The sequence below is a fragment of the Bacillus sp. SDLI1 genome (genome assembly GCF_001553895.1).
Lineage (GTDB): Bacteria > Bacillota > Bacilli > Bacillales > Bacillaceae > Bacillus > Bacillus siamensis.
Map to the genome: position 1 here is coordinate 1,674,323 of NZ_CP013950.1, position 25,566 is coordinate 1,699,888.

Genomic DNA, 25,566 nt, shown 5'->3' on the forward strand with positions numbered 1-25,566 from the left:
ACCTACGTTCAGATTTGTTATGAACAGGCACAGAAAGAAAGGTTCAGGTGAACGAAGAATGGCCAAACGCATTGGTATTACGGGAAATATTATGGCTGATCAATCCGGTCCTTTTCCGGGTTATAATCGGGCATATGTCAATAATGATTATATTCAGTCTGTTTCTGAGGCCGGCGGTGTGCCGTTTATATTGCCGGTGATTCAAGAAACTGAGCTTTTAAAGGAACAGGTCTCTCATGTTGACGGCATTATTCTGTCCGGCGGCCAGGATATAGACCCGCTGATGTACGGTGAAGAACCTTTACAGGCTTTAAGAAAGACCTTTCCTGACCGGGACGCCTATGAGAAGGAGCTGATCCAAACGGCGGTTGCTTTAGAGAAGCCGATACTGGCAATCTGCCGGGGGATGCATATGTTAAACGTCACTTTCGGGGGGACTTTATACCAGGATCTTACACATGCTTCGTTTGCTGAAATCAAGCACGATCAAGAAAAAGATCCCCCGTTAAGAACCCATCATGTTTCTTTTGAAAAAGGAACCCGGCTTCATTCCTTGTTTGGCGATTCAACGCTTGTGAACTCGTTCCATCACCAAATCATAAAAGAGACAGCGCCATCGTTTAAGGCCGCGGCTTATGCAAAAGACGGGGCCATTGAAGCGATTGAACGGACGGGTGAATTATTTGTCGTCGGTGTGCAATGGCATCCTGAAATGCTGACAAAAAAACATGAAGACATGAAAAAGCTTTTTTCTCTTTTTATGGATGCGGTCAGCACATAAAAAAAGCAGATCATTATGATCTGCTTTTTCATTTTATTCTTCCGGTTTCTCCGGCGTTTTGCTTTGTGTCAGCTTATGGCCTTCGATATCCACGTTCGGAATGATCTTATCCAGCCGCTTCGGCAAGTACCAGGCCGCATGTCCCATCAGCTTCATGACGCTCGGAATGATGGTCATTCTAACAATGAACGCATCGAAAAGAACTCCGAATGTCATTGCTAATCCCATGGATTTGATCGTAGAGTCCCCTGCGAAGATGAATCCCGCAAAGACGAAAATCATGATCAGTCCCGCCGCTGTCACGACAGGCCCGCTATGCTTCAATCCGGCATGGATGGCTTGTACCGGATGTTTTGTTTTGACATATTCTTCTCTCATTCTGCTGACAAGGAATACTTGATAATCCATCGCAAGCCCGAAAAGAATACCGATCGCCAAAATAGGCAGGAAGGCGAGAATCGGGCCTTTTTCCGGAATGCTGAGCAAGCCGGTGAAATTCCCATCCTGCAGGACGAATACCGATAATCCGAGTGTAGCAGTCATCGTCAGCAAAAAGCCAAGAACGGCAACCAGCGGCACGAGAAGAGAACGGAAAACAACGGTCAGCAATACAAACGCAAATCCGACAATGAGAATGGCGAATTCCGGAATCGCATCGTTTAACCGGTCTGAAATATCAATGTTCACCGCGGTTGATCCGGTGACGAGCAGGCGGATACCGTTTTTGTCTGATAGTTTTCGTATATCCTGCACTAACTCTTTCGTTGCCTTATCATTCGGCCCGGTTTCAGGCACTGCCGTAATAATGGCATAGTCCCCTTTTTCGTTCGGCATGGCAGGGGTGACGCTCGCCACATTATGCAAGTCCTTCATTTCATTCACGGCGTCTTGGAATGCTTCATTTTTATTGCCCTTGACATCTTTTGCATCGGCAACAATTGTCAGCTTGCCGTTAAAGCCTTCGCCGAATCCTTTAGACAAAAGATCATAGGCGCGGCGATCCGGACTGTCTTTCGCTTTCATTCCCGCATCAGGCAGCCCTAGCTCTAAATGCATGGCCGGCAGACTGATGACGGCTAAGAGAATAATGCTGAAAATGCTTAACAGAATAGGCCTCTTTGTCACGAAGCGCCCCCAGGCATTCGTGTCGGCGCTTTTCTTTTCTTTCTTCTTATTTGATTTCGGAATCATCCGTTTTCCTGCGACCGATAACACTGCGGGCACCAGCGTAACAGAAGCCAATACAGCCATCAGCACACTGAGTGCCGCAGTCAGCCCCATTGCAGACATGAACGGAATGCCGACAACAGTTAATCCGCAAAGCGCCACGATCACAGTCAGTCCGGCAAAAACGACGGCGCTGCCAGCCGTTCCCGCAGCTTTAGCGATCGATTCATTTTTTTGTACACCTTCGCCCAAAAACTGACGATGCTTCGTAAAGATAAACAGCGCATAATCAATCCCGACGGCCAGTCCGATCATTCCGGATAATGAAAGACTGACTGAGGCGATCGTAAAGAACTGTGTCCCAATTAACGTCAGCACGACGCTTACGCCTAACCCAATCAGGGCCGTGACAATCGGCAGCCCCGCTATGACTAATGAACCAAACGTAATAGCCAGTACGACGAATGCCAGCACAATGCCGATAATTTCTGATACACCGCCGACTTCAACACCGGCCCCCGGCACATCACCGCTGAGCTCCGTCTGCAGGCCCTTGTCTCCTGCGGCAGACAGACTGTGTTTAATATGTGAAACAGACGCGGCCGAAATGTCATCCGCCGCTTTTTTGTACGTAATATCGGCATATGCCACTGACCCGTCTTTAGAAATGGTTCCTGTCTCAAAAGGACTTGCAATTGAAGCGACTGAATGATCTGTTTTGATCTTCTTTAAAGTATCTTCGATCGCTTGTTTTTCCGATTTTGAAGTCAGTTTTTTCCCATCTTCAGCACCGAAAATAACCCGTATGCTTCCTTTATCAGGACCTTTTGAAAATTCTTTTTGAATGATATCCATTGCCTTTTCAGAAGGTGTGTCGGGTATTGACATATCCTCAGAAAAAGCAGGTTTTAACGAGATGGCGATCACAGCCGAAGCGATCAGTATCACAAGCCACGCACTGATCATTTTTAATCGGTTGCGGGCAGACCATCCCCCTAATTTATATAAAAATCCAGACATCGAATACTCCTCTCCAATCATTACTTTCTGCCTAATTGTAGTTCACATTCACATAAAAAAAACGTACATAGGGGCATGTACGTTTGGGCAGTTTTTCATTATATGTTCAGTTTCAAAATGCCTTTTTGCATGGCAATGGTTACGGCTTCAGTCCGCGAATCCGCCCCTAATTTGTTATAAATCGATGTTAATCTCGCTTTTACCGTCCGTTCTGAGATTCCTAAATCGAAGGCGATCGCTTTGCTTTTATGTCCTTTCGCAACGGCTTCCAGAACTGTGATTTCCTTTTCCGTCAGCTGTGTTTCATTGGCATTTGCCCGTTCCATTTTCATTTTCCGGAAACGCTGCAAGATGTCCGGCTGCAGAAGCACTTCTCCCCTGACTGCCGCATCCATCGTATGAAATAAGGTTTCTGAGCTTGTGTCTTTCAGCAGATAACCGTTTGCGCCTGATTCGATGCCTTCTATCATCAGATGATCTTCATTATAGGTTGTCAAAATAATGATCGGCACATCAGAATGCTCTTTTATCTGTTTAATGGCTTCCAGCCCGCTCATTTCCGGCATGTACAGATCCATGAGAATGACATCGGGCTTTAGTTCCGTTGCGAGGCGGACGGCGGTTTTCCCGTTTTCTGCTTCTCCCGTTATGGTGTAATGATCATTTGTTTCAATCAAAAGCTTCAGACCTTCTCTGACGACAAGATGGTCATCAGCTATTAACACTTTATACATGTTCCGCCTCTCCTTGAATTGGTAAGATGATCTCAATTTGAGTTCCCGCTGATCTGGCGCTTGTTATACGGCAGGTGCCGTTCATCATATTGACACGTTCTTGTATCCCAAGCAGCCCGTAATGTCCGCTTTTTCTCATTTCTGTTCCGGCATCAAAGCCTTTCCCGTCATCTTTGACGGTTATGCGGATCTGTCCCTCTTCTTCCCGAACGGATACCCAAACGTTATCTGCTTCCGCATGCTTGGCGGCGTTTGTCAGGCCTTCTCCGATCATATAATGACAGTTCTCCGCCATATGAACGTCAAGCACATGATGCACGCTGTACTCTAAAAAACAAGACAGTCCGGAGGCTTCTGTAAAATGGTTGATTTGTTCAGTGATGCTTTCTTCTAAAAATCCGATCTCTTCTGATTTGCTGCGAAGGTTATCAATGGCCGAGCGCGCATCAGCCAATGTGCCCTTCACTCTTTTCATTGACTGGCTGATGATGTCTTTCGCTCTTTCAGTGTTATCTTTCGAAAGATGAACTTGCACCGCTTCAAGCTGCATATGCAAGCTGACCAATCCTTGGGCAAGCGTATCGTGCAAGTCCCTCGCCATCCGCTGCCTTTCGTTTTGAAGCGTCAGCTGTTTCACTTGCCGGTGAGCGAGCTCTAATTTTTCAAGCGTCATCTGTGTTTTTATTTTTTCATCAACTTGCGCGAAAAACGTTGCCGCATACGTGATAATCACAATCATAATGGGAGCGGCGATAACGATGAAACGAAGCAGATGATGCGGATGCTCCTCGTGCAAGGCTGTTATGGACATTAAAATGAAAAGATAGAGTATGAGCAGCGTTTTGCCCTTATCCGTCATTCCGATAATCTGCCCGATTAAAAAGGCATAGAGACCGACGACCACCGCGATATAGCCGCCGGCCATCAAGTTAGCCGCTGTATATATGATGAATCCCTGTATGATGAAATAAAGAAACGTTTTTCTCTTGACCCAGCGATAGGAATGCCAGTGCAGCACGGCAAAAGTGACGATCAATATCGTAAATAACAGCAGCAAAAAAACCGTCCAGCTTTCATAAATGTACTGCAAAGAGACTGATGCGGCATATACCATAAAAATAAACGCCAGACCGGGCACCCGAAACGCGAGCATATGCAATGAGCGTCTGTCACGGGAGAAATAGTCTTCTTGATGTTTTGTACCAAACAATCTCTGTCCACTTCCTTTTAGCCGACGGCCTCACGAGATTTTATTCTATTTGTCATCATACCATAAGTCCCTGCTTCTCACCTTCCCCTTCTGTCCTGCATGATGGGTGAAAGAAAAACAGCTTGCGGGATTGTTCGCAAGCTGCTTTTGTTCATATCTTTTTTATGACTTTCCCCGGGTTTCCGGCCATTACAGAATTTGGCGGGACGTCTTTCGTAACAACTGCTCCGGCCGCAATCACGGAATGATCGCCGATGGTGACACCTGCTAAGATGACACAGCTGCCTCCGATCCATACATTACTGCCGATCGTAATCGGTATGCCATACCCGCTTTTATTTCTTCCTTCCGGCTGCAGAGAATGTCCGGCTGTGTAGATCCCGACATTCGGCCCTATCATGCAGTTATCGCCTATCCGCACTTCAGCCATATCTAAAATGGTGCAATTATAGCCGGCATAAAAATGATCGCCGACATGAATATTGGTTCCGATATCACAATGAAAGTTATGCTCGATACTCGGTTTCTCCCCTGCTGTCCCGAACAATTCTTTGATAATCGCTTCTTTTTTTTCATACGCTTCCGGATCGGTATCGTTTAATTCCCGGACAAGCTTATGCGCCCGGATGTTTTTCTTCCTCAACTCTTCCGTTCCGCGTTCATAATAGATTTTGTTATCAGAACTCATTTTTCGCGCCTCCATTCTTTAATCACCGTATTGTAAGGATACCCTATCTGCCCGGCGATTGAAAACCTTCCATTCATCTCTTTCATCGACTTGACTGATATGGGAATCATATTTTAAACTACTTTTAATAAGTCTTATAAAAAGTGTTTAATAAAGGGGTGCCGAGCATGGCGAACAACATCAATAATACTTCCATCGTAAAGAAAACAAATGAAGAAACCATCATTGCAGCGCTGCAAAAAACAGATGCGGCTACTATTTCCTTTCTCTCTAAACAAACAGGGCTCAGTGCGGCCACGTGCGGAAACATTTTACATGAATTAAAAGAGCGAGGCGAAGTAATGGAATCGGGGCCGAGTGCCTCAACCGGCGGAAGAAAAGCAAGGCAGTTTACGTTAAATGCGGACAGCCATTTGGTTCTCGGCATATCCGTTAAAACAGAAGGCGGCATCCATTCGATTGACATTGCACTGGCAGATTGGCACGGTGACTATGTTGAAAAAGACAGCTGTTATTATGAGATCATCAATTATGAAATCATCGAACGGCTTACTGACGAATGGATAAGGCGGTTTCCCAATATAAAGGCGATCGGCATCGGTGTTCAGGGTGTGGTCAGCCACGGCGTCATCGGCATTTGTGACACTGAAGAGCTGTGTGATATCCCGATGCAGGAAAGACTTGAAGCCAGACATTCTGTCAAAGTCAATGTAGAAAATGAGATGCATTACGCTTTATACGGCTTTTATCGCGACCAGCAGTATTCCGTCCCGAAAACAATCGCCATGGCCTCATTTGTCAAAGACAATCCTCCGGGAGCGCGCTTCGTCATAGACGGGCGCTTAGTCAAAGGCAATACGCAATTCGCCGGAGAAATTTCTTATATTCCGTTTGAAACGACACGCCAGCAGCAGCTTGAAAAGCTCTATTCACCGGATTCTTTTCCGGAAATGGCTGTAAAGATGACAAGCGCCATCATTTCAATCATCAACCCGCAGGCCATTGCGTTTATCGGAGAATTATCAAAAGGCTTGGATATGGAACAGGTTTATGAAGCATGCTCCGCTTTTGTCCCGAAAGAACACATGCCCGAGCTGATTCTCATAGATGACATTCAGCCCTATTACCAAAAAGGATTGATTGCCATCACATTAAAATCTCTGCGTTTTCCGCTTCATTTGGCTGAGAGGGAACTGATTTTATGAGTAAACAGGGCATTCAAAAATGGAAACTTTCCCTTTTTATTATTTTTTCGCTGCCCGGACTTGCTTTCTCGTCCTGGATTTCCCGCACGCCTGAGGTCAGAGAAACGCTGAAAGCCTCGACTTCAGTGATGGGGTTGATTATTTTCGGGCTTGCCTGCGGCTCATTGATCGGCCTGTTAAGCGCCAGCCGGATCATCTCACGGAAGGGAACCAGATTCGTAGCTCTGATCAGTGTTCTGATTGTCATTATCGGGATATTCGTCATCAGCGCAGGTGTTTTTTCCGCCTTCAAAAGCATCGTATTTGCCGGACTGATCATCTTCGGGCTCGGTTACGGACTTGCGGAAGTGGCCCTTAATGCAGATGGTTCCGCCCTTGAACGCGCCGCCGGGAAAACCATGATGCCCGCATTGCACGCTTCGTTCACCGCCGGCACACTGATAGGCGCAGGCCTTGCCTCCGCGGCTATTTTATTCAAGGTTCCCGTGCTCGTTCACCTGCTGCTCATTGCCGGAATTGAGTTTATCCTGATTTTTACTTTCTTCCGGTTTCTGCCGGAGGACACCGGGAAAGAAGATGCCGTCTCAAGGCGGCAGGAAGTCTCAAGCGAAAAGCCGGTAAACGTCTGGACGGAGCCGCGCACGCTGCTGATCGGGCTCATCGTGCTCGGAATGGCTTTCGCAGAAGGATCGGCCAATGACTGGCTTCCGCTCACCATGACGGATGGTTTTCATGTGACGCACGCGCAAGGCACGGCGGTTTACGGCGTCTTCCTCACCGCTATGCTGATCGCCCGCATCTTTGGCGGGGCATTTTTAGACCGATACGGACGCGTGCCCGTTCTTCATCTCTGCACCGCCGTCAGTGTCATCGGACTTTCCCTTGTGATTTTCAGCGGGAACCTCACAGCAGCCGTAATCGGCGTCTTTCTTTGGGGGATCGGCGCCTCCCTCGGCTTCCCGGTCGGCCTTTCCGCAGCCGGCGATGATCCAAAAGGAGCAGTTAAACGGGTCGGAGCAATCTCCTTCGTCGGCTACTGCGCCTTCTTAGTCGGCCCTCCCGTTCTCGGACTGCTCGGTGAAGAATTCGGCCTTGTTCAAGCACTGACGATCGTTCTGATCGGCATCGTGCTCAGCGGTCTCGTCTCCCGCGCGGCAAAACAGCCCGCGCATCAGAAAAACGTTCATGACACCAACAGCCATTCCATGTGAACAAGAGGAAGCGATTATGCTTCCTCTTTTTTGATGTGCCCCCAGACTTCTTCTCTGCTTTTTTTATAAACAAAATGTGCAAGAATAAAGTCCTTTTCTCAGGGGAAATTAATTACGTAATCGAGAAGAGGAGGTTTAAAAATAATTATGGAAAAGCGTGAATTAGCGGCTCACGAGTCGCTTGACTTACATGAAATGATTAACTTCAAGACGCTTTGTGTAGCGAAATCCAAGCTCATGCAAGGGCTTGTGTTTGATCAGGACCTGAAAACGTTAATGGAAAAAGACGTGCAGCAAGCCTCTCAAGACCTGGCTGATTTACAGGCGGTTTATGAACGTGCACCTTTTCAGGCTCCTGTTCCTCAAAACCGGCCGACTTCGATCATCAATTGAAAGGAAGGTAAGCATCATTGAATCATGACTATTTAGATCCAATCAATTCATTACACGTCCCTGAACTCGCAGATACGACATTCGCAATGGATTTTCTTTTACGGGCAAAAGAAGGCGTCAGAAATACCGCCGTCGCTTTAACAGAAACTGCTTCACCTGATGTAAGAGCCTTGCTGCGCAAACAGCTCATGCAAGGAATCGCGATGCATCAGGAAATTACAGACTTGATGGTCAGCAAAAAGTGGTTTCACCCGCATGACCTGAGCGAACAGTATAAACTGGATCAGCTCTCTGCGAAAAATACCCTCATGGTCGGAAACATGAATCTGTTTCCCGTTGAAACGAATAGAAAAGGGATGTTTGACCGCACACCTGATGAACACTAACACTGGAGGTATTACAGCATGAAGGCCGTAACGTATCAAGGAGTTAAAAACGTCGTCGTCAAAGACGTGCCTGATCCGAAGATTGAAAAACACGATGACATGATTATAAAAGTCACAAGTACGGCAATTTGCGGGTCAGATTTACATTTAATCCACGGACTCATCCCGAACTTGCAGGAAGACTACATCATCGGGCATGAACCGATGGGCATCGTGGAAGAAGTCGGCCCCGGCGTGACGAAAGTCAAAAAAGGGGACCGTGTCATTATTCCTTTTAATATCGCCTGCGGAGAATGCACTTATTGTAAAAATCACCTGGAAAGCCAATGTGATCAATCAAATGATAACGGCGATATGGGCGCTTATTTCGGCTATTCAGGGAGTACCGGCGGCTATCCGGGCGGCCAGGCCGAATATTTACGCGTCCCTTTTGCGAACTTTACTCATTTTAAAGTCCCCGAAACATGCGAAGAACCGGATGAGAAACTGAGTGTTATTGCCGATGCAATGACAACCGGCTTTTGGAGCGTTGACAATGCCGGCGTAAAAGCAGGCGATACGGTCATCGTTCTCGGCTGCGGGCCTGTGGGTCTGTTCGCTCAAAAATTCTGCTGGTTAAAGGGAGCGAAACGCGTAATAGCTGTAGACTATGTCAACTACCGTCTCCAGCACGCGAAACGGACGAATAAAGTGGAAATCGTGAACTTCGAAGACCACAAAAATACGGGCAGCTACCTGAAGGAAATCACCAAAGGCGGCGCTGATGTGGTGATTGACGCCGTCGGCATGGACGGAAAAATGACGGACCTGGAGTTCCTCGCCAGCGGATTAAAACTTCAAGGCGGGGCGATGAGCGCTTTAGTCATTGCCTCCCAAGCGGTGCGCAAAGGCGGAACGATCCAGATTACGGGTGTGTACGGCGGCAGATATAACGGGTTTCCTCTTGGCGATATCATGCAGCGAAACGTCAATATCCGATCAGGACAAGCTCCGGTTATCCATTATATGCCGTATATGTTTGAACTGGTGTCAACCGGCAAAATTGATCCGGGCGATGTTGTAAGCCATGTCATTCCGCTTAGTGAAGCGAAGCACGGCTATGAGATGTTTGACACGAAAACAGATGATTGCATAAAAGTTGTACTCAAACCTTAGAGAACGGAGGCTACAGAAATGGCCAGCGCCTTACATGAATTACTCGAAATTCAGGAGATGGCTTCTTTTAAGTCACTTTGTCTGACGAAGTCCAAAACCATGAAAGCGCTCGTATCCGATCCGCAGCTGAAAGAAATCATGCAGCAGGATGCGGATACATCAACAAGGCAATTGCAGGAGTTTGCCTCGATTTTATCTGATGCAAAGCATGAATAGGAGATGAATAACGAATGAATCCGATTATGGAATACCTGACGGGGATGGATGCACTGACAGACCAAATTGTCGCTATGGATTTATTGAATTCGGCAAAAAGCGGAGTCAGAAACTATGCGATGGCGGCGACGGAAGCCGGAACGCCTGAAGTGAAAGCGATCCTCACCCGTCACTTAGAAGAAGCGATCGACATGCACGAGCAAATCTCACGCTATATGATGGAAAAAGGCTGGTATCATCCGTGGAACACAGATGAACAAGTCCGGTTTAATTTACAAAATATTGATACGGCGCTCCGCCTGCCCGTCCTATAAATCGTTTTGCTGCTGAGACAGCACCTCTTGCTCAAGCTTCAGTATGTCAAACTGAGAACTGCCTTTACAGCGCCCAGGCAGCTCTCAGTTTTTTTATACCCCCCGCGAATCCTTACGTATTATCCCAGCGCGCATCGCACGGCCTCTAATAATACCGCTCTTTTTTTCCGGTCACTTATAAATTGGGCAAGCGTCAGCTGACGGTGGCAGGAGAAGGTCTGTTTATATAAAGAAGCGATTTACGAAAGAGTGGGATGGGGACTTGCGGCGGTGAATGTCGGCGTTATCGCGTGCGTGGCAGCCGCCCGGCGGTTTTCAGCTCATACAGTCCACTCAGAAAACGACGTAACAAAATAAAATCATGTCACCAACGGCAAAAAAGATACCGGGAAACCGATATCTTTTTTATGAAGACTCCTGCTGCTTTTGCTTCATGCGGTTCCACATTCTCACCGTTAAGATCGTAATCAATATAAACGAAACGATCACTAACACAATACCTGTCATTGACTCACTGAAATTGATAACGACAAAGCTGGACAATAGCACCATAGGAATATTTGAAATCAATACAGTTAACATGTAGGCAGAATACCTTAACCCGATTGCTGCCGATAAAAAACAAATCACATCCGTAGGAGCTACCGGACAAATCATCCCCAATGCCAAAAACTTATAATTGTACGCCTCCAATAACACTTTCAAGTCAGGATATTTATCTTCCAGCAATTGAGTCGTTTTTTCGCTGGCGAATTTCTTTGAAAAAAGATAAACCAACGTTTCGCTTATAAACAGTCCGGCCATTGATAATAAAATGCTGACCATCGGATCAAAGCATATTCCACCTACAAACATAAGCGTCATGCCGGGAATAAAAAAGAGAAGCCTGACGACCCACAAAGCCAAAAACAGCAGCATCGCGTATTGCACATGCCCTGATATAAAGTCCGTTACATCATTCATATCAAATGACAGCACATCCAGTTCCTTCAAACAATAAACGCCTAAAAACCATATACATAATAAAATCATTTTATTTTTCAATTTCTCCGCTCTCCTCGCTTTCCATCACATCATAAGCAAAAAAAATGAAGAAACAGCCGGTAAAATTCTTAAGTATTCTTAAGTTATTCTAAGAAAAAAGCTTACGGAACGTTTGTCCCGCAAGCTCTAGTCAATCGGGTGTTCAACAGAAAAACGAAGCCATCCGCCGCTGTAATCCGCATGAATACGGCCGCTGTGAAGCTCAACAATTCTCTTTGAAATGGCAAGTCCGAGCCCGGTACCTTGATGACCCGTCCTAGCCTTATCCCCTCTGAAAAACCGTTCAAACAATTGATTGATATCGTCAGCAGGGAGATTTTCGGCCTTGTTTGACACTTGCAAAATTGCTTTTTCATCTTTTATTTCTAGGTTTATGAACAATTCAGATGGTTTGATGCTGTACTTCAGCGCATTCATAAAAAGATTATCATAAACGCGAACCATCTTTTCTATATCAATACAGACGGGAACATGTTCTTCCGTAATTGATTTTCGGACAGTTAATTGTTCCTTTTCAAAAATGGGAATGTACTCTCCGGTGATTTGTTCCAATAGGGCAGACAAGTCTGTTTTGCTGCGGTTCAAAGTAACGTCCGGACTCGATAAATGTGTATATTCAAACAGTTCATCTATTAAATATTTCAGCCTTTGCGATTTTGAATAAATCGTTTCAAGGTACTCCTGAAATTGGGCTTTACTGTTGTATTGTTCTTTTTTAAGCAGATCCAAATATCCGATAATTGATGTTAACGGGGTCCTTAAATCGTGGGATACACTTGAGATCAGCTCACTTTTCGCTCGTTCTAATTGTCTTTCATGTTCAAATTTACTCTCTAATTCTTCGGACATATAATTGATATGTTGTGCAAGCTGCGTCAATTCATCCCTGCTTTCAGTCCTGATGGTCAAGCCTAGATTTCCATTGGCAATATGGTGAACACTCTCAGTAATGTGTTTCAAATATAATATTTTTTTCCGCACCAATAACAAAAAAACCGCAATAAAGGTCAAAATAGCTGCAGTAAATTGAATCAGTATCCTAAAATTAGCGTTTCCCTGGCTCACATCTGTTAAATAATTTATTTTGTACAGATATGAGATAGATAAAATAACAAGAATCAACACACCAAATGCAACAAGATAACTAATTGCGATCGCGATCAGAAGCCTGACAATCAGCTTATTTCCAAACTTCTTCATATTTTGTATCCTGTTCCCCATACCGTTTTGATATAAATCGGATGTTTAGAATCCTCTTCTATCTTGTCTCTGATCTTTGTGATGTGGACCATCACCGTATTGTCCGACTTAAAAAAGTCTTCCTTCCATACCGCCTCATATATTTTTTCAACACTCATGACAATTCCTTTGTTTCTCGAAAGCAGCTCCAGAATATCAAACTCTTTCGGAGTCAGCCTGACTTCTTTCCCCCGTACCCGCACTTGCCTTGTATCTGTATTCACGGTCAAATCACCGATTTCAATGACGTTCTTCGTGCTGATTGTATCTGTATTGTATTTTTTATACCTTCTCAGCTGCGATTTCACTCTGGCGATCAATTCCAACGGATTAAACGGTTTCGTTAAATAATCATCGGCACCGGAAGCCAGTCCTTGAATTTTATCCATATCCTCCGATTTGGCGGAAAGCATGATGATGGGCAGATTTCGTTCCTGTCTGATCTTCATGCATGCTTCAATCCCATCCATATTGGGCATCATAATATCTAAAATGATCAGGTCAAACTCCTTTTGCTCCAATAATTTTAATGCTTCAGCAGCATCTTCCGCCTTCTGTGTGTCTATTCCTTCATTTTCTAAATAGACAGAGATCAGGTTTCGGATATCTTTGTCATCATCTACGATTAGAATGGTTGTCCCCATATGAATCCTCCCTCTTTTTTTTCGGCAATGAACAGCTGAAAACATAAGCCGGCGGTATATTCCTGATTTCTCTCCTTACTACTATTTGCGGAAAGAATTGCTCAATCAATGCCTTCTTATATTGAGTATATTGGAACGTAATGAATTCTCCGTTATCTTTTAAGATTTTAGCCGTATTCGTCAAAATATCAGCAGACACTTTTTTTGGAAGGCTTGCAAAAGGAAGTCCGGAGACGACATAGTCGGCATAAGGAATTCCATGCTCCTTCATATGACTCTCAATATGTTCAGCCGATCCATGTACAATAAATAGGTTTTGTTCCTCTTTATATTTTTCTTTCAGTAAAGCATAAAATTCCTCATTTTGTTCTATCAATAAGGTCATCGTCCCAGGCTGACGTTTTTCAAGCAGCTTTTTTGTAAATACTCCCGTGCCCGGCCCGTATTCAACAATGTATTCAGCTTTATGAAAATCAATTTTTCCGGTCATTTTCTCAGCAAGAAAATGTGAGCTGGGCAGAACGGCGCCGACAGTTCTTGGTTTGATGATATATTGAAATAAGAATAACAGGCGTTTCATCTTTATCTCTCCATCCACCCTTAAATTTACGGGTATAATTTAATTTTTCCATTTGTCTCGAATTTATAAATCAAATTTTACATTCAAAACCTGAAGAAAAAGCGGTGAAAGTTCTTAAGAAATCTTAAGATATAAAAAAAGACGGCGGGATTTGCCGTCTTTTTCAGCTGCCGATTCTTTCAGCAGCGGTAAAATCATGTCATAATATGTTAAGAAATAATTGCGCCATAGGCAGGTGAAACACATGAAGAAGTATTTATATAAACACCTTTTGCTGGCTCTGATTTCGTCCGTTTGCTTTTTATTGGTCTTTTATTTTGCTTTAAGAATGACACAGGAAGACACACCGCCGTTGTCTGATCTGTTTTACCTTTCTATTTATATGTACATCGCAGCCGGTTATTTGACGGTCGGCCTTTTGTCAGCATGTATGACTGATGTTTTGGGGAACCGCTGGACATTGAATAAAACGTCTTCCATTCTATTGAAACTTATCGTTTACTTACTCATAACATATGCTATTTCCCGTTCTTTCTTCGTTTTATCGGCGCCGTTGATTTATTTGCTGTTTGAGTCGTTTTTCATCCCGAGAAAACCTTCATAATCAGAAAAAAACATACCCATGCTGCCGGTATGTTTTTAAGATGCGTATCAGTTTTTTGCAGTGATCCGCTTGATGTTTTCTTCCATCAGGCCGGAAATGAGCTGTTCGTTTGTGTGCGGGATCTGTTTGAGCTGTTGTACGACCATTTCCTGTCTAGCGGCTGAATGATTTTGACTCAGCTTCGCCTGCCCCTCTATTTTGCTGATTTTGATTTTAAAGCCTTTTACCCCTTTGTTCATGCCTGACAAGAATTTCGCATCGACATCTTCTAATTTGTACGGGCTGTCGGGGCTTTCGTATTTCAATACGAGATCGCCCATCGAATGCACGGTTTCTTCCTCATCCAAAAGCTCCGCCTCCCCGTATACATGAACCGCCACATAATTCCATGTAGGAACAGCCTGATTCGTCTCATACCATTTGGGCGAGATATAACAATGAGGCCCTTGAAAAACGGCTAATACACTTTGGCCTTCAATCTCTTTCCATTGGGGGTTCGGCAAGGCAAAATGACCGTATAAGCATTGGTTGTCCTTGCTCATCATCAATGGCAGGTGGGTTGCATACGGCATGCCTCCTGCCGTTGAAAACAGGGCTGCGAAACCATACTCTTTAATAACATCGTACGCTTCAGCTTCACTCAGCTGAAATGGAGCGGGAATATACATAAAAACTCTCCTCTCTGAACCTGGATTGATAAAGCGCTTTCCGCTATAATAAAAGATCAACTGACATTTAAAAAGGTACAGTTTTGGATAAATACGCATGTCAGAGGAGAACGTCTGATGAAAAATATGATTTTTGCTTTCAAAAGCGACACCCCGAAATACAAACAAATTTACGAGCAATTTAAGACATTGATTGAGCAGGGAACGATTCAGGCAAATGAGCGGCTGCCATCCATTCGGGAGCTGGCAGATTCCCTGCGGGTAAGCCGCAATACGACACTGATGGCCTATGATCTGCTTTTCGCGGAGGGATACATTCGCGGTGAAACGCGCAAAGGATATTTTGCAAATGAAATAGAGCTCTCTTTATTTCAACAAGAAAACGATGTTGTTCACGCAGAGAAAACCGAATCAACTCAGCCGGCCCTGATTGATTTTCGCGCAGGAGCCGTCGATCAAAAGCATTTTCCTCTGAAAACATGGAGAAAATTACACAATCAAGTTTTGACATCAGAGAAAAGCTTTCTGTACGGTGAACCGTTCGGCGAGAGAAATTTGCGTGAACAAATTGCCGTTTATCTCTTGGAATCACGCGGGGTGAAAACAGATGCGGATTCGGTTATCATCGGCAGCAGCACACAGCAGATGCTGATTTATCTCAGCCGGATTCTGAAAGAAGATTTTTCCGGAGTTATAGTAGAAAACCCGGGATTTGACGGTGCCAGAGAGGCATTTCAATTTCACGGGCTATCACTGGAAACGATGCCCGTCTATGAAAACGGAGCTGATTTTTCTCAATTGCATGCAATGAAAGAAAAATTAATCTACGTGACTCCTTCCCACCACAGCCCTTACGGCGTAAGCATGTCCATTCAGCAGCGCCAAACTCTGATCAATTGGGTGAATAAAAGAGAGGGATATATTCTTGAAGATGATTATGACAGTGAATTTCGTTATACGCAGCAGCCGTTTCCCGCCCTTGCTTCCATTCAGTCAGACCGGGTGATTTATTTAGGGAATTTCTCAAAATCCTTTCTTCCGGGCATCCGCATAAGCTATTTGGTTTTGCCGCAGCGCATTCTGCACCGGTATAAAAAACGTTTCATTCATTTCGAAAGCACCGCTTCTTCGCTTAACCAGCTGACCATGGCTGAATTGATGAAGACCGGTGAATGGACCCGCCATATTAAGCGCATGCGCACTGTCTACAAGCGTAAGATGCAGCACTTGACTTCACATATCAAGCAGCAGTTCGGCGAACAGTTGACGATCATCGGCGAGCAATCCGGATTATATATATTGGTAAGAGTTCACTTGAACTGTACAGAAGAAACGTTAATTGAGCGCGCTCTTCAGTACGGAGTGAAAGTATACCCTACCTCCGTTTATTTCGTTTCCGGAAAGCCTGAACCGCCGATCATAAAATTAGGTTTCGCCCACCTTGATACGGATCAGATCACACAAGGCGTGCAGCTTTTGAAACATGCTTGGCTGAGATGAAAGAAAAAAGGCGCCGAACGGCGCCTTTTTTTATTTTGTATTCCTTGTGAATTTCGGCAGGCCAAACATAATGGCGATAATGCCGCAGATTCCGATTAAAACGGGATAGAAAGAGTATGGCAGGATGCTGACGGGGGAAATATTCCCGAATTTCCCGGCCGATAACAGCTGCGCGCCGTAAGGAATCAAACCTTGCACCATGCACGAAAAGATATCCAGAATACTTGCCGATTTTCTGTTGTCGATCTTAAATTGATCAGCGATATTCTTCGCAATCGGACCGGCTGCGATAATGGAGATCGTATTATTGGCAGCAGCCAGATTTGTCACGCTGACCAGTCCGGCAATGCCGGCTTCGGCGCCTTTTTTCGAACGGATTCGTTTCGTGATGAACTCCAGTAAAAAGTCGATCCCGCCATTTTGTTTCATCACGCCGACCATTCCGCCGATCAGCATGGACAGGATGATCAGATCGCTCATTCCGGCAACTCCATCCGTAATCGCCTTAAAATAAGAATCAAACGTCAGGCTGCCGCTCGCTAACCCTATGATTCCCGTCAAAATCAATCCGCCGAATATGACAGCCATCACATTAAAACCGATTAACGCGAAGACCAACACGGCGACATAAGGAAGCACGTTTATCCAGCTGTAAGATGCAGCACCCGCATGGCCGGCGTGGCCTGCCGGAATAAAAAATAAGATAATAACGGTTAAAATAGCAGCGGGCAAAACAATCAGAAAGTTCGTTTTGAATTTATCCCTCATTTGCGTTTTTTGCGTCCGGACTGCCGCAATGGTCGTATCTGAAATAAAAGAAAGATTATCTCCGAACATAGCTCCGCCGACCACAGCCGCAATCGGTATCGCGCTGGAGATACCAAGCTCACCGCTCAAACCGGCGCTGATCGGCGCAACCGCCGCAATCGTACCCATTGATGTTCCCATCGATATAGAAATGAAACAAGCAATGATAAACAGCCCCGGCAGCAAAAACTGCTGCGGAATAATGCTCAAAGCAAGATTGACAGTTGAATGCACCGCTCCCATCGCTTCAGCCGCTGAAGCAAAGGCACCTGCCAATATAAAAATCATAACCATAATGATAATATCAGGATGTCCCGCGCCGGAAGCAAACCATTCTATTTTTTGATTGAGCGATTTCTTCCGGTTAAATAACAGCGCAAAAGCTGATGCAATAATCGCGGCAATCAGAATCGGCAATTTATAAAAATCTCCGGTCACCAGACCAGAGCCGACAAAAAGCCCTACGAATAAGACTAAAGGCAATAACGCCCAAGGGTTCTTTTTATTGTTCATCTGGGTAAACCACCTCTTTTCAGCATTAAAGTCGCTAATCACAGTCTAAGCAACATTTCACACTTTAAAAGTCTGCAGTAAAAAAGTCAAGCTGAAAAAAGGATAAGTAAAGATTGATAAGATAGGAAAAACTGTTTTGTTTCCACTCTTTAGAAAATAAAAAAACCAAGGTTCGTTTCCCTTGGTACATTTCATGCGGCCCGGCGCCCGGGACAGCTTCTCTTCATTCAGAAATATATTCAGCTTTCAATCTATTTTTAAGTTTCGCTTCATTTTCAAGGATGTCTTCGTAATCCTCAATCTTCCTGTTTAATCGTTTTATAGTTTCATCAATTTCCCTCTGTTTCTCCGTCAGCCTTTTCCTTTCATTTATAAGGATGTTTTTTCGGGGTTCAATCGTATGATCGGCTCCTTCAATAAATAAAGCGGTATATTCAATCAGCGCCTCAATCGACAGCCCGGCACTTCTCATGCATTTTATAAATTGAATCCAATTCACATCATCTTCGTCATAATCGCGGATGCCGCTTTCATCCCGTTTTACCGGAGGAATCAGTCCTATACTTTCATAATACCTAAGCGTCGCGGCTGATAACTCAACCTGCTTTGCAGCCTGCGCAATCTTCATATTCTTACCACCCATCCTTCATCCCTTTCATAAGCGTGCCATTATAGAATATCATTTCATAAAAAAATAAACCAAACCCCTTGACTTAAAGTCCGCTTTAACATTTAAAGTAAAACCGAACAGAGGATTCATCACTTTATCTTGGAAAGGAAGATAACCATGTGCAATAATCATCCGACTCGTGTATTAAGCGCTCCGCATGCAAAAGCTAAATTTGAGCGGACAACGATTGAGAGAAGAGCATTACGGCCGCATGATATTCTGATTGATATTAAGTACAGCGGAATTTGTCACTCAGACATCCACAGCGCATTCGATGAATGGGGCGGCGGAATCTTTCCGATGGTTCCCGGGCATGAAATTGCCGGAGTTGTGGAAGCCGTGGGTGAAGAAGTCACCACATTTGCCGTCGGCGACCGTGTGGGTGTCGGCTGTTTTGTAGACTCCTGCGGGGAATGTGAATACTGCCTTAACGGAGACGAACAATATTGCACAAAAGGCGTTGTTCAGACCTACAATAATCTGGACTACGACGGAAATCCTACGTACGGCGGCTACAGCCAGAAAATAGTTGTCACTGACAGATTCGTTGTCCGGATTCCGGATCAGCTGGATTTGGATGCTGCCAGCCCGCTATTGTGCGCGGGCATTACCACGTATTCTCCGCTGAAACACTGGAATGCCGGTCCCGGCAAAAAAGTGGCGATTGTCGGAATGGGAGGGCTCGGACACTTAGCCGTTCAATTCGCGCACGCTTTAGGCGCAGAGGTCACCGTCCTCAGCCGCTCAATGAACAAAAAAGACGAAGCTCTTGAATTTGGAGCCGATCATTACTTCGCGACAAGCGATCCGGATACATTCACTGAGCTGGCCGGACATTTTGATATCATTTTAAATACGGTATCCGCGAACCTTGATGTAGATGCCTACTTATCCCTGCTTCGCATTGACGGTACATTAGTAAATGTAGGTGCGCCTGCTAATCCGGACTCATACAGTGTGTTCTCCTTAATCACGGGCCGCCGCAGCATTGCGGGTTCACTCGTCGGCGGTATTCCGCAGACTCAGGAAATGCTTGATTTCGCCGCCGAGCACGGCATTGCTCCTAAAATTGAAGTGATTCCGGCCAATCAAGTCGACGAAGCGTACGAACGGGTTCTCCGAAGCGATGTCCGCTACCGTTTCGTCATTGATATTTCAACTTTATAATCATAAAAAAACATACCAATATCCCTTGGTATGTTTTTTCAGTTCAGATTTTTTTTATTTCAACAGCCATTTGGGCACCGCTTTTATATAAACCAATTCGCCTATCAGTTCAACAATCGTCTGTGTGACGATTACAGCGGCGGCTAATGAGGCCCAAGCATCCGGCAAGGCCAGCGCTAACGGAAGGACTGCGAGAGAATTTCTTGTGCCCGTGCTGAAGATCAATGCTCTTCCTTCGCCGGTATCCAGACGGAACGCATATGCGATAAACCGGGAAACAAACGGCATAATGAGCAGGAATAACAGATAAATCGGAATTACACGTATAATGACCTCAAAATCACTGTATACCTTGCCGATTTGTGTGGCAACGACCGCCAGCAATACGAGAGCCATAAAAGGAACAGGCAGCCACGCCGTCCACTCTAACATCTTTTCTCCAGCCGGCTTCTTATCAGCCCACAATTGTGTCATCACTGCCGCCAAGAGCGGTCCCGCTATTAAACATAAGAATGCTTCCAGAAACGGCCCGGCATGAACAGCCCCTATGACTTCTTTCCCGATAAACAGCCACAAGTATAACGGAAGCAATACCATCTGAACGACGAACAAAACCGGCGTGGAAGCCAATATTAATTTCTCATTACCTTTCCCGAGCTGAGTAAAGACGATGACGTAATCAATGCAAGGTGTAAGCAATACTAAACAAACGCCTAATAATACAGGAGGAGATTGAGGAAAAATGGCGGTCAAACCCCATACAACAACAGGCACAGCTAAGAAATTACCGATCAGTAAAGCCGCCATAAACTTGAGGTTCGAGATCGCTTCCCTCAGCTTCAAGAATGGGATCTGAGCAAACATGGCATACATGAGAACAGCGATTAGCGGTGATATCGTCCAGTCCCAGCTGAGTCCTGAATCCTTCCCGGCGATCCCCGCTATTCCTCCGATCACAAGAAACACACCATATATCCAAATTTGCTGATTTTCTAATGTCTCTCTGGTTATTTTCATTGGCTGACACCTCTTCTCCGCCCATTATACCTTCTTTTCTGCCGCTCTTGCATTATGGTTCTGCCGGAATTAAAAAACACCAAGGGTCTGTGACACTTGGTGTTTTTGGAACGCGAGTTATTGTTGTCAAAACCGCTTATGAAAGTTTACTTGTGTTCTCTGTCCTGCCAACGAATAAGGTGACCGCAACACTGGCTGAACTGACCAAAGTTCCCAGGACAGCAGCAAGAATTGTCAAAAAGCCATTGGGAATCAGAAATCCAATCGGAATGAGCCCCGCAAACGTGAGGACGATAAAACATTGATAGACTCCGGATATGATTCTCACAACCAAACTGCCAAAAAAGGACATGACGAATGGAGGAATGAACAAACATAAGATGATTCCGAGTGAGATCAATAAAATCATAGGCTCGTCAAAAGAAATGACACGATCGCCGGGAGACTCTTCAGCAGCCGCGAATACAGCAAATACAGACATTATCAGCGTAAGAAAAACAAGAAAAAACCTTCTCAGCAACGTTATGACTCCTTTTTTATAAAAACGGGTATCTTTTTTTTAATCACAATAACCATTTTATGTTATCAAATGAAATAATACGAAGTCAATTGATGAAGGAATCATAATAAAGCGTGCCATTCCCCGGATGACTTGACAAATAAGAGTAATAAGGCAAACTTAATATAAAAATTGTACTGGTGGGATAATGATTTTAGATTTAAAAGGTGAAACACACATGGATCATGTTGTGGGGATGCTCTATTCTGCCGTTAATGAAAATTACAGCCGCTTAAAAACCATAGTATCTGACATGTCACAGGAGGAGATCGATTATAAAGGACCAAATCAAAAATACAATAGTACAGCTCAGCTAATAAGACATTTAGCATATGTTGATCTCTGTTGGATATTTAGATTTAAGGGTGAGCCTGTACCAAAGGAACTGGAAGAAAAGTATGGACCAATGTTAGATCAAAACAATGAGATTCCTTTCATTTCCGGTGTGTCATTAAAACAAATTCTCTCTGATTATGATGAGATATTCAGCATGTTTAAGTCTGTTTGTTATCAGTTAACTGACGATCAACTGAATCATACAGTAGATTATGAAGCTGGAAAACAAGCAACCATTCAGTGGGGGATATGGCATATAGCAGATCATAATAGGTACCATCAAGCTCATATCAATCAACTTCACAAATGGTTTGAAGAAGAAAAACAGAAACTTGGCAGTTAAAGTGAGATTGAGCAAGGGGCTGCTCCAACTGCAGCTAAATTTATTTCAAATTCCCTTTAGATTATAAATTTAGAATCAAGCCCAACAATTAACCTCTCATCACCCTTGAGCGGCAGTTAAAATTGATAATACCAAAAAATCGCGATCTCATTTGCCGTTGAAAAGTTGGAATAAAGCATAGTATCAACTGCGCCTATTACAAAGCCGTGTTTAGCATAAAAATGACAAGCTGATACATTAATATCTTGTGTTTCAAGCATGAGACCGCAAAAATCATTCTCCTTTGCCCATTCAATCCCTTTATTTAATAATGCCGTTCCAATCCCATTGTTTCGATAGTCCTTTGCAACCGCAATGTCCTCTATCAGCGCATATCCATTCCAATTAGAACGTATCTTAATCCGGCCGATGCAGTTATTTTCATCATAATAAAAAAAAACTGCTTTCCCCTCTTCCTCAACATAACTGACGTCAATTTCGTCATCTTCATATTTCTTAACATAAGGCTTAGAAAATCGTTCCTCAGTATATGTCCAAACATTGTTTTCAAGTGCGGGTATAATTCTCCCGAAAACAACCAGAGGTTCATTTGATTTATTGAAGTCTTTCATATGAAACGAAGTCATTTTAATGATCATCTCAATCTCCTTCTCAACGAGATTACATTTCATCATTTCCATTATATGTTACTTCGCAAATAAATCAATAACATGTGCAAAATGAACGTAGAAGCTAAAAAAGATGGTCTCTTTCTTTACTGAAAAGCCTAATCAAGAAGGCCATATTTGGAATCGTGCCGTGGTATTTCGGAGAATTTGAGGCCGTTAAAACCGATTCATTGCCCGCAGCGATCAAAGACCGATTCAAGGAAAATAAATCCAACAAAAAATAAGGCCGATTCATATTAAATCGGCCTTATTTACCGTACTCTTGGGCAGCCAGGATGGCATAATCCCAGTTTGTCAAACCTCCGCAGCATACTTTATGCTAACCTTCCGCAGCCTCTGCATCTGCCTTAGTCACATGAACCGTACCAAATGGATGGTTGGGAGGCGCATAAATTGAATATAGCTTTAACGGCGTATTACCCGTATTAATTACATTGTGCCAAGTGCCAGCAGGTACAACAATGGCAAAGTCATCATAGACATTTCTTTGGAAAGTTAAATTTTCCTTGCTCCTGCCCATTTTAACGATTCCCCGGCCTTGCTCAATCCGTAAGAATTGATCTACGTGGGGGTGGATTTCCAAACCGATATCTTCCCCAATGCCAATACTCATCAAAGTAATTTGAAAATGTTTTCCTGTCCATAAGGCAGTACGGAACGTATGATTTTGTTTTGCGGCTTTATTGATATTCACAACTAATGGTTTTGATCCGTAATCTTTTAGGAGAAGATTTCTATCTTCGGGTGAAGATCGCAACCCCATGTCATTTGGATAAGCCCAATAAACAGATCTTCCGTCGTTATACATCGGTACATTCACATAATAATAACATTGATGCGAAAAAGGTATATAATACATTTTTCATCCCCGCAATTTCAAATTTTTATGATGTTATCCTATGCTTTTACAGTGAGAATGTGCCACGCTAAGGAATTTTCCCCTTATCATGAGTACGACTGAGAAAACTTGAACTTCCGCAGGTCACTCACCCATTGTCCCTCAATGATACTGTTCTCTGTTCCAAAAACCGGCTATATGTTGATACGTAATGAGAAGAGGGCGATAAAAATTCGAAGCAATTGATAAACCCGTCAGCTTTGCATTAAAAGTTAAAGCTTAAAAAATCGCTTTTAGTAAGCATCGCAATTGCTTGGACTGATGTTATATTTTTTTCGGAATCGGGCATCCTTACTCTATACAATAAACTTGTTGCTATTAAAAACTTACAGTTTCTGAAAATGCTAAACTCACTAAAAAAATAATGATACATTGCGGATCAAGTAACGGTGTTAGACGAATCCGGAGGCGTTTATGTCACATTTAATCACATTATTTGAACAACATAGTTATTTGATTTTATTTTTAGGTATTATTTTAGAGCTTTTAGCTATTCCGATTTCAGCTGAATTGATCATGAGTTATGCAGGGTATTTCGTTTATCAAGGGAAAATGAATTATGTTTTAGCACTGTTAACTGCTTTTATTTCCACGGGCGCAGGAATAACAATTACGTACTGGATTGGCCGACTCGGAGGATATAGATTAATCGAGAGATATGGAAAGTATGTTCATTTAGGGCCCGAAAGGTATCAAAAAACAGCGGCTTGGTTTCAACGGTCAGGAAGTAAATTACTTGTGTTTGCTTATTTCATTCCCGGGGTCAGGCATTTTGCCGGTTATGTATCAGGAAGTTCCAGAATGTCATTCCAGACATTTATTATTCCTGCTTACATTGGGGCCATTTTGTGGGGAAGCTGTTTTATTACTTTAGGGAAATTATTGGGACCTAAATGGGAAAACTTACATCAGGCAGCAAGCAAATATTTAATCATTTTTCTTCTTGTTCTGGCTGTTTTGTTAACGGGATATCTTCTTTTTAGATTTTATAAAATCCAGATTAAAAACTTTTTTATCCAATGGCTGACGAGGTTAACAAATCGATTCAGAACGATAAGAGCCACTGAAATATTCCTTACTTGCCTCACGTCAGTTTTAATTGGATTTGTGATCCTGATGTTTGGCTTAGCTCAGGATTATCTTGCAAATGACGTTGCCCAGTTTAATCAAATTGCGGAATATATCGTTTATACTGCCTTTTATATGGACTGGATGAAAGAATTATTCATTTTTCAACAACCGGCTGCCCTTGCCGGCCTCATCATTTTAACCCTATTAGTCATTTGGTTGAAGAATCAGAACAGGCTGCTGGAGTATCTATTATTGTCGGTTTCCATACTCGGGGGAGCCCCTTTTCGTGAATTTATTATGGAGGCCTTCTCTATCCTTCGAACAATTGGTTTTAAGGGGAAATTTCATTCTGCCGATTTTCCGGATCTGAATGCCGCTATGATGATGATCATTTATGGAACTTGCATATTTTTGCTTGTTCGTCATTCAAACACACATTATGTGACCATTGCGGCTCCTTTATTTGGATTATTGTTATTAATAGGTCTCGCGATTGTAAATATGAAATGGACAAGCGTTCTTCCAAGCGACATAGTGGGCGGATATGTATATGGCGGAGTTTGGATGTTTTTTAACTTCTTGTTGTTTGAACTATTTCGGCTTGTAATCGAAAGGATTAAAGGAGAAAGGCTGAACAAAAAGTGAAAGCAAACATTTTATATGAACCATATGTAAACAATAGAAAAGCTCCCTTAACAAGGAGCTTTTCTATGTGCGTGAGCTAAACAATTCTCTGTAAATTTACTTACCAAGCGTAT

Annotated in this window: 28 protein-coding genes; 13 read left to right on the plus strand and 15 right to left on the minus strand. The window is 43.7% G+C overall.

Annotated elements, in window-relative coordinates; translation table 11 throughout:
• Window positions 1–58: 58 nt before the first annotated feature.
• Window positions 59–781, plus strand: a complete 723-nt coding sequence (locus AUL54_RS07820) for a gamma-glutamyl-gamma-aminobutyrate hydrolase family protein (protein WP_060963467.1) — start codon at window positions 59–61, stop codon at window positions 779–781.
• Between the two features lie 33 nt (window positions 782–814).
• Here AUL54_RS07820 and AUL54_RS07825 read toward each other — a convergent pair whose 3' ends face one another.
• From AUL54_RS07825 to AUL54_RS07840, 4 genes are all read right to left on the minus strand, one after another.
• The gene (locus AUL54_RS07825) at window positions 815–2,968 is read right to left on the minus strand and encodes an MMPL family transporter (protein ID WP_060963468.1); all 2,154 of its coding nucleotides are present in this window, start codon (window positions 2,966–2,968) and stop codon (window positions 815–817) included.
• A gap of 98 nt (window positions 2,969–3,066) precedes the next feature.
• Complete coding sequence (locus AUL54_RS07830) at window positions 3,067–3,702, minus strand: two-component system response regulator YdfI (protein ID WP_060963469.1); 636 nt, start codon at window positions 3,700–3,702, stop codon at window positions 3,067–3,069.
• Window positions 3,695–4,912: a sensor histidine kinase gene (locus AUL54_RS07835; protein ID WP_082761619.1), complete on the minus strand. Its 1,218-nt coding sequence runs from the start codon at window positions 4,910–4,912 to the stop codon at window positions 3,695–3,697. The genes AUL54_RS07830 and AUL54_RS07835 overlap by 8 nt, the downstream gene beginning before the upstream one ends.
• Before the next feature lie 151 nt (window positions 4,913–5,063).
• A complete protein-coding gene (locus tag AUL54_RS07840; RefSeq protein WP_060963470.1) occupies window positions 5,064–5,600 on the minus strand; it encodes a sugar O-acetyltransferase in 537 nt (178 codons plus the stop codon).
• Window positions 5,601–5,767: 167 nt separating this feature from the next.
• Between AUL54_RS07840 and AUL54_RS07845 the strand changes: the two genes are divergently transcribed.
• From AUL54_RS07845 to AUL54_RS07875, 7 genes are all read left to right on the plus strand, one after another.
• On the plus strand, window positions 5,768–6,805 hold the full coding sequence (locus AUL54_RS07845; protein WP_060963471.1) for an ROK family protein: 1,038 nt from the start codon (window positions 5,768–5,770) through the stop codon (window positions 6,803–6,805).
• Window positions 6,802–8,016 carry an MFS transporter gene (locus AUL54_RS07850; protein ID WP_060963472.1) on the plus strand — a complete coding sequence of 405 codons (1,215 nt, stop codon included), beginning with the start codon at window positions 6,802–6,804 and terminating at the stop codon, window positions 8,014–8,016. Before AUL54_RS07845 ends, AUL54_RS07850 begins: the two co-directional genes overlap by 4 nt.
• A gap of 147 nt (window positions 8,017–8,163) precedes the next feature.
• Complete coding sequence (locus AUL54_RS07855; protein WP_060963473.1) at window positions 8,164–8,409, plus strand: hypothetical protein; 246 nt, start codon at window positions 8,164–8,166, stop codon at window positions 8,407–8,409.
• Between the two features lie 17 nt (window positions 8,410–8,426).
• Entirely contained in the window at window positions 8,427–8,795 is a 369-nt protein-coding gene (locus tag AUL54_RS07860; protein ID WP_016937105.1) for a spore coat protein, read from the plus strand.
• Window positions 8,796–8,813: 18 nt separating this feature from the next.
• The gene (locus tag AUL54_RS07865) at window positions 8,814–9,950 is read left to right on the plus strand and encodes a zinc-dependent alcohol dehydrogenase (RefSeq protein WP_016937106.1); all 1,137 of its coding nucleotides are present in this window, start codon (window positions 8,814–8,816) and stop codon (window positions 9,948–9,950) included.
• A gap of 18 nt (window positions 9,951–9,968) precedes the next feature.
• Window positions 9,969–10,166 (plus strand): hypothetical protein, encoded by a 198-nt coding sequence (locus AUL54_RS07870; protein ID WP_003156073.1) that lies wholly within the window; start codon window positions 9,969–9,971, stop codon window positions 10,164–10,166.
• Between the two features lie 14 nt (window positions 10,167–10,180).
• Window positions 10,181–10,480, plus strand: coding sequence for a spore coat protein (locus AUL54_RS07875; protein WP_016937108.1), 300 nt, complete (start codon window positions 10,181–10,183; stop codon window positions 10,478–10,480).
• A 405-nt stretch (window positions 10,481–10,885) separates the two neighbouring features.
• On the opposite strand, the gene AUL54_RS07880 is transcribed toward AUL54_RS07875, so the two are convergent.
• The 4 genes from AUL54_RS07880 to AUL54_RS07895 all read right to left on the minus strand — a co-directional run bounded on the left by AUL54_RS07880 (window position 10,886) and on the right by AUL54_RS07895 (window position 13,987).
• Entirely contained in the window at window positions 10,886–11,524 is a 639-nt protein-coding gene (locus AUL54_RS07880; RefSeq protein ID WP_060963474.1) for a TVP38/TMEM64 family protein, read from the minus strand.
• A 126-nt stretch (window positions 11,525–11,650) separates the two neighbouring features.
• On the minus strand, window positions 11,651–12,724 hold the full coding sequence (locus tag AUL54_RS07885; RefSeq protein WP_025284318.1) for a sensor histidine kinase: 1,074 nt from the start codon (window positions 12,722–12,724) through the stop codon (window positions 11,651–11,653).
• Window positions 12,721–13,407 carry a response regulator transcription factor gene (locus tag AUL54_RS07890; protein WP_060963475.1) on the minus strand — a complete coding sequence of 229 codons (687 nt, stop codon included), beginning with the start codon at window positions 13,405–13,407 and terminating at the stop codon, window positions 12,721–12,723. The genes AUL54_RS07885 and AUL54_RS07890 overlap by 4 nt, the downstream gene beginning before the upstream one ends.
• Window positions 13,379–13,987, minus strand: coding sequence for a class I SAM-dependent methyltransferase (locus AUL54_RS07895; protein ID WP_060963476.1), 609 nt, complete (start codon window positions 13,985–13,987; stop codon window positions 13,379–13,381). Before AUL54_RS07895 ends, AUL54_RS07890 begins: the two co-directional genes overlap by 29 nt.
• Before the next feature lie 244 nt (window positions 13,988–14,231).
• Between AUL54_RS07895 and AUL54_RS07900 the strand changes: the two genes are divergently transcribed.
• Window positions 14,232–14,591: a hypothetical protein gene (locus AUL54_RS07900; protein WP_060963477.1), complete on the plus strand. Its 360-nt coding sequence runs from the start codon at window positions 14,232–14,234 to the stop codon at window positions 14,589–14,591.
• 47 nt (window positions 14,592–14,638) lie between these two features.
• Here AUL54_RS07900 and AUL54_RS07905 read toward each other — a convergent pair whose 3' ends face one another.
• Entirely contained in the window at window positions 14,639–15,259 is a 621-nt protein-coding gene (locus AUL54_RS07905) for an FMN-binding negative transcriptional regulator (RefSeq protein ID WP_060963478.1), read from the minus strand.
• Window positions 15,260–15,376: 117 nt separating this feature from the next.
• Here AUL54_RS07905 and pdxR point away from each other — a divergent pair, with 117 nt between their 5' ends.
• Window positions 15,377–16,759 (plus strand): MocR-like pyridoxine biosynthesis transcription factor PdxR, encoded by a 1,383-nt coding sequence (gene pdxR / locus AUL54_RS07910; protein ID WP_060963479.1) that lies wholly within the window; start codon window positions 15,377–15,379, stop codon window positions 16,757–16,759.
• A gap of 30 nt (window positions 16,760–16,789) precedes the next feature.
• On the opposite strand, the gene AUL54_RS07915 is transcribed toward pdxR, so the two are convergent.
• Together AUL54_RS07915 and AUL54_RS07920 are read right to left on the minus strand one after the other, a co-directional pair.
• A complete protein-coding gene (locus AUL54_RS07915) occupies window positions 16,790–18,079 on the minus strand; it encodes a Na+/H+ antiporter NhaC family protein (RefSeq protein ID WP_060963480.1) in 1,290 nt (429 codons plus the stop codon).
• A gap of 223 nt (window positions 18,080–18,302) precedes the next feature.
• Window positions 18,303–18,707: a MerR family transcriptional regulator gene (locus tag AUL54_RS07920; RefSeq protein ID WP_045926964.1), complete on the minus strand. Its 405-nt coding sequence runs from the start codon at window positions 18,705–18,707 to the stop codon at window positions 18,303–18,305.
• A gap of 159 nt (window positions 18,708–18,866) precedes the next feature.
• Between AUL54_RS07920 and AUL54_RS07925 the strand changes: the two genes are divergently transcribed.
• The gene (locus tag AUL54_RS07925; RefSeq protein ID WP_060963481.1) at window positions 18,867–19,916 is read left to right on the plus strand and encodes an NAD(P)-dependent alcohol dehydrogenase; all 1,050 of its coding nucleotides are present in this window, start codon (window positions 18,867–18,869) and stop codon (window positions 19,914–19,916) included.
• A gap of 54 nt (window positions 19,917–19,970) precedes the next feature.
• On the opposite strand, the gene AUL54_RS07930 is transcribed toward AUL54_RS07925, so the two are convergent.
• Both AUL54_RS07930 and AUL54_RS07935 read right to left on the minus strand, forming a co-directional pair.
• The gene (locus AUL54_RS07930) at window positions 19,971–20,933 is read right to left on the minus strand and encodes an arsenic resistance protein (protein ID WP_060963482.1); all 963 of its coding nucleotides are present in this window, start codon (window positions 20,931–20,933) and stop codon (window positions 19,971–19,973) included.
• 136 nt (window positions 20,934–21,069) lie between these two features.
• Window positions 21,070–21,453, minus strand: coding sequence for a hypothetical protein (locus tag AUL54_RS07935; RefSeq protein ID WP_060963483.1), 384 nt, complete (start codon window positions 21,451–21,453; stop codon window positions 21,070–21,072).
• Between the two features lie 217 nt (window positions 21,454–21,670).
• Here AUL54_RS07935 and AUL54_RS07940 point away from each other — a divergent pair, with 217 nt between their 5' ends.
• On the plus strand, window positions 21,671–22,171 hold the full coding sequence (locus AUL54_RS07940; RefSeq protein WP_060963484.1) for a DinB family protein: 501 nt from the start codon (window positions 21,671–21,673) through the stop codon (window positions 22,169–22,171).
• Window positions 22,172–22,287: 116 nt separating this feature from the next.
• On the opposite strand, the gene satA is transcribed toward AUL54_RS07940, so the two are convergent.
• Together satA and AUL54_RS07950 are read right to left on the minus strand one after the other, a co-directional pair.
• Window positions 22,288–22,809, minus strand: coding sequence for a streptothricin N-acetyltransferase SatA (satA, locus tag AUL54_RS07945; protein ID WP_060963485.1), 522 nt, complete (start codon window positions 22,807–22,809; stop codon window positions 22,288–22,290).
• 349 nt (window positions 22,810–23,158) lie between these two features.
• Window positions 23,159–23,698 (minus strand): cupin domain-containing protein, encoded by a 540-nt coding sequence (locus AUL54_RS07950; RefSeq protein ID WP_060963486.1) that lies wholly within the window; start codon window positions 23,696–23,698, stop codon window positions 23,159–23,161.
• A 453-nt stretch (window positions 23,699–24,151) separates the two neighbouring features.
• Between AUL54_RS07950 and AUL54_RS07955 the strand changes: the two genes are divergently transcribed.
• Window positions 24,152–25,453, plus strand: coding sequence for a VTT domain-containing protein (locus tag AUL54_RS07955; protein ID WP_060963487.1), 1,302 nt, complete (start codon window positions 24,152–24,154; stop codon window positions 25,451–25,453).
• Window positions 25,454–25,566: the final 113 nt, after the last annotated feature.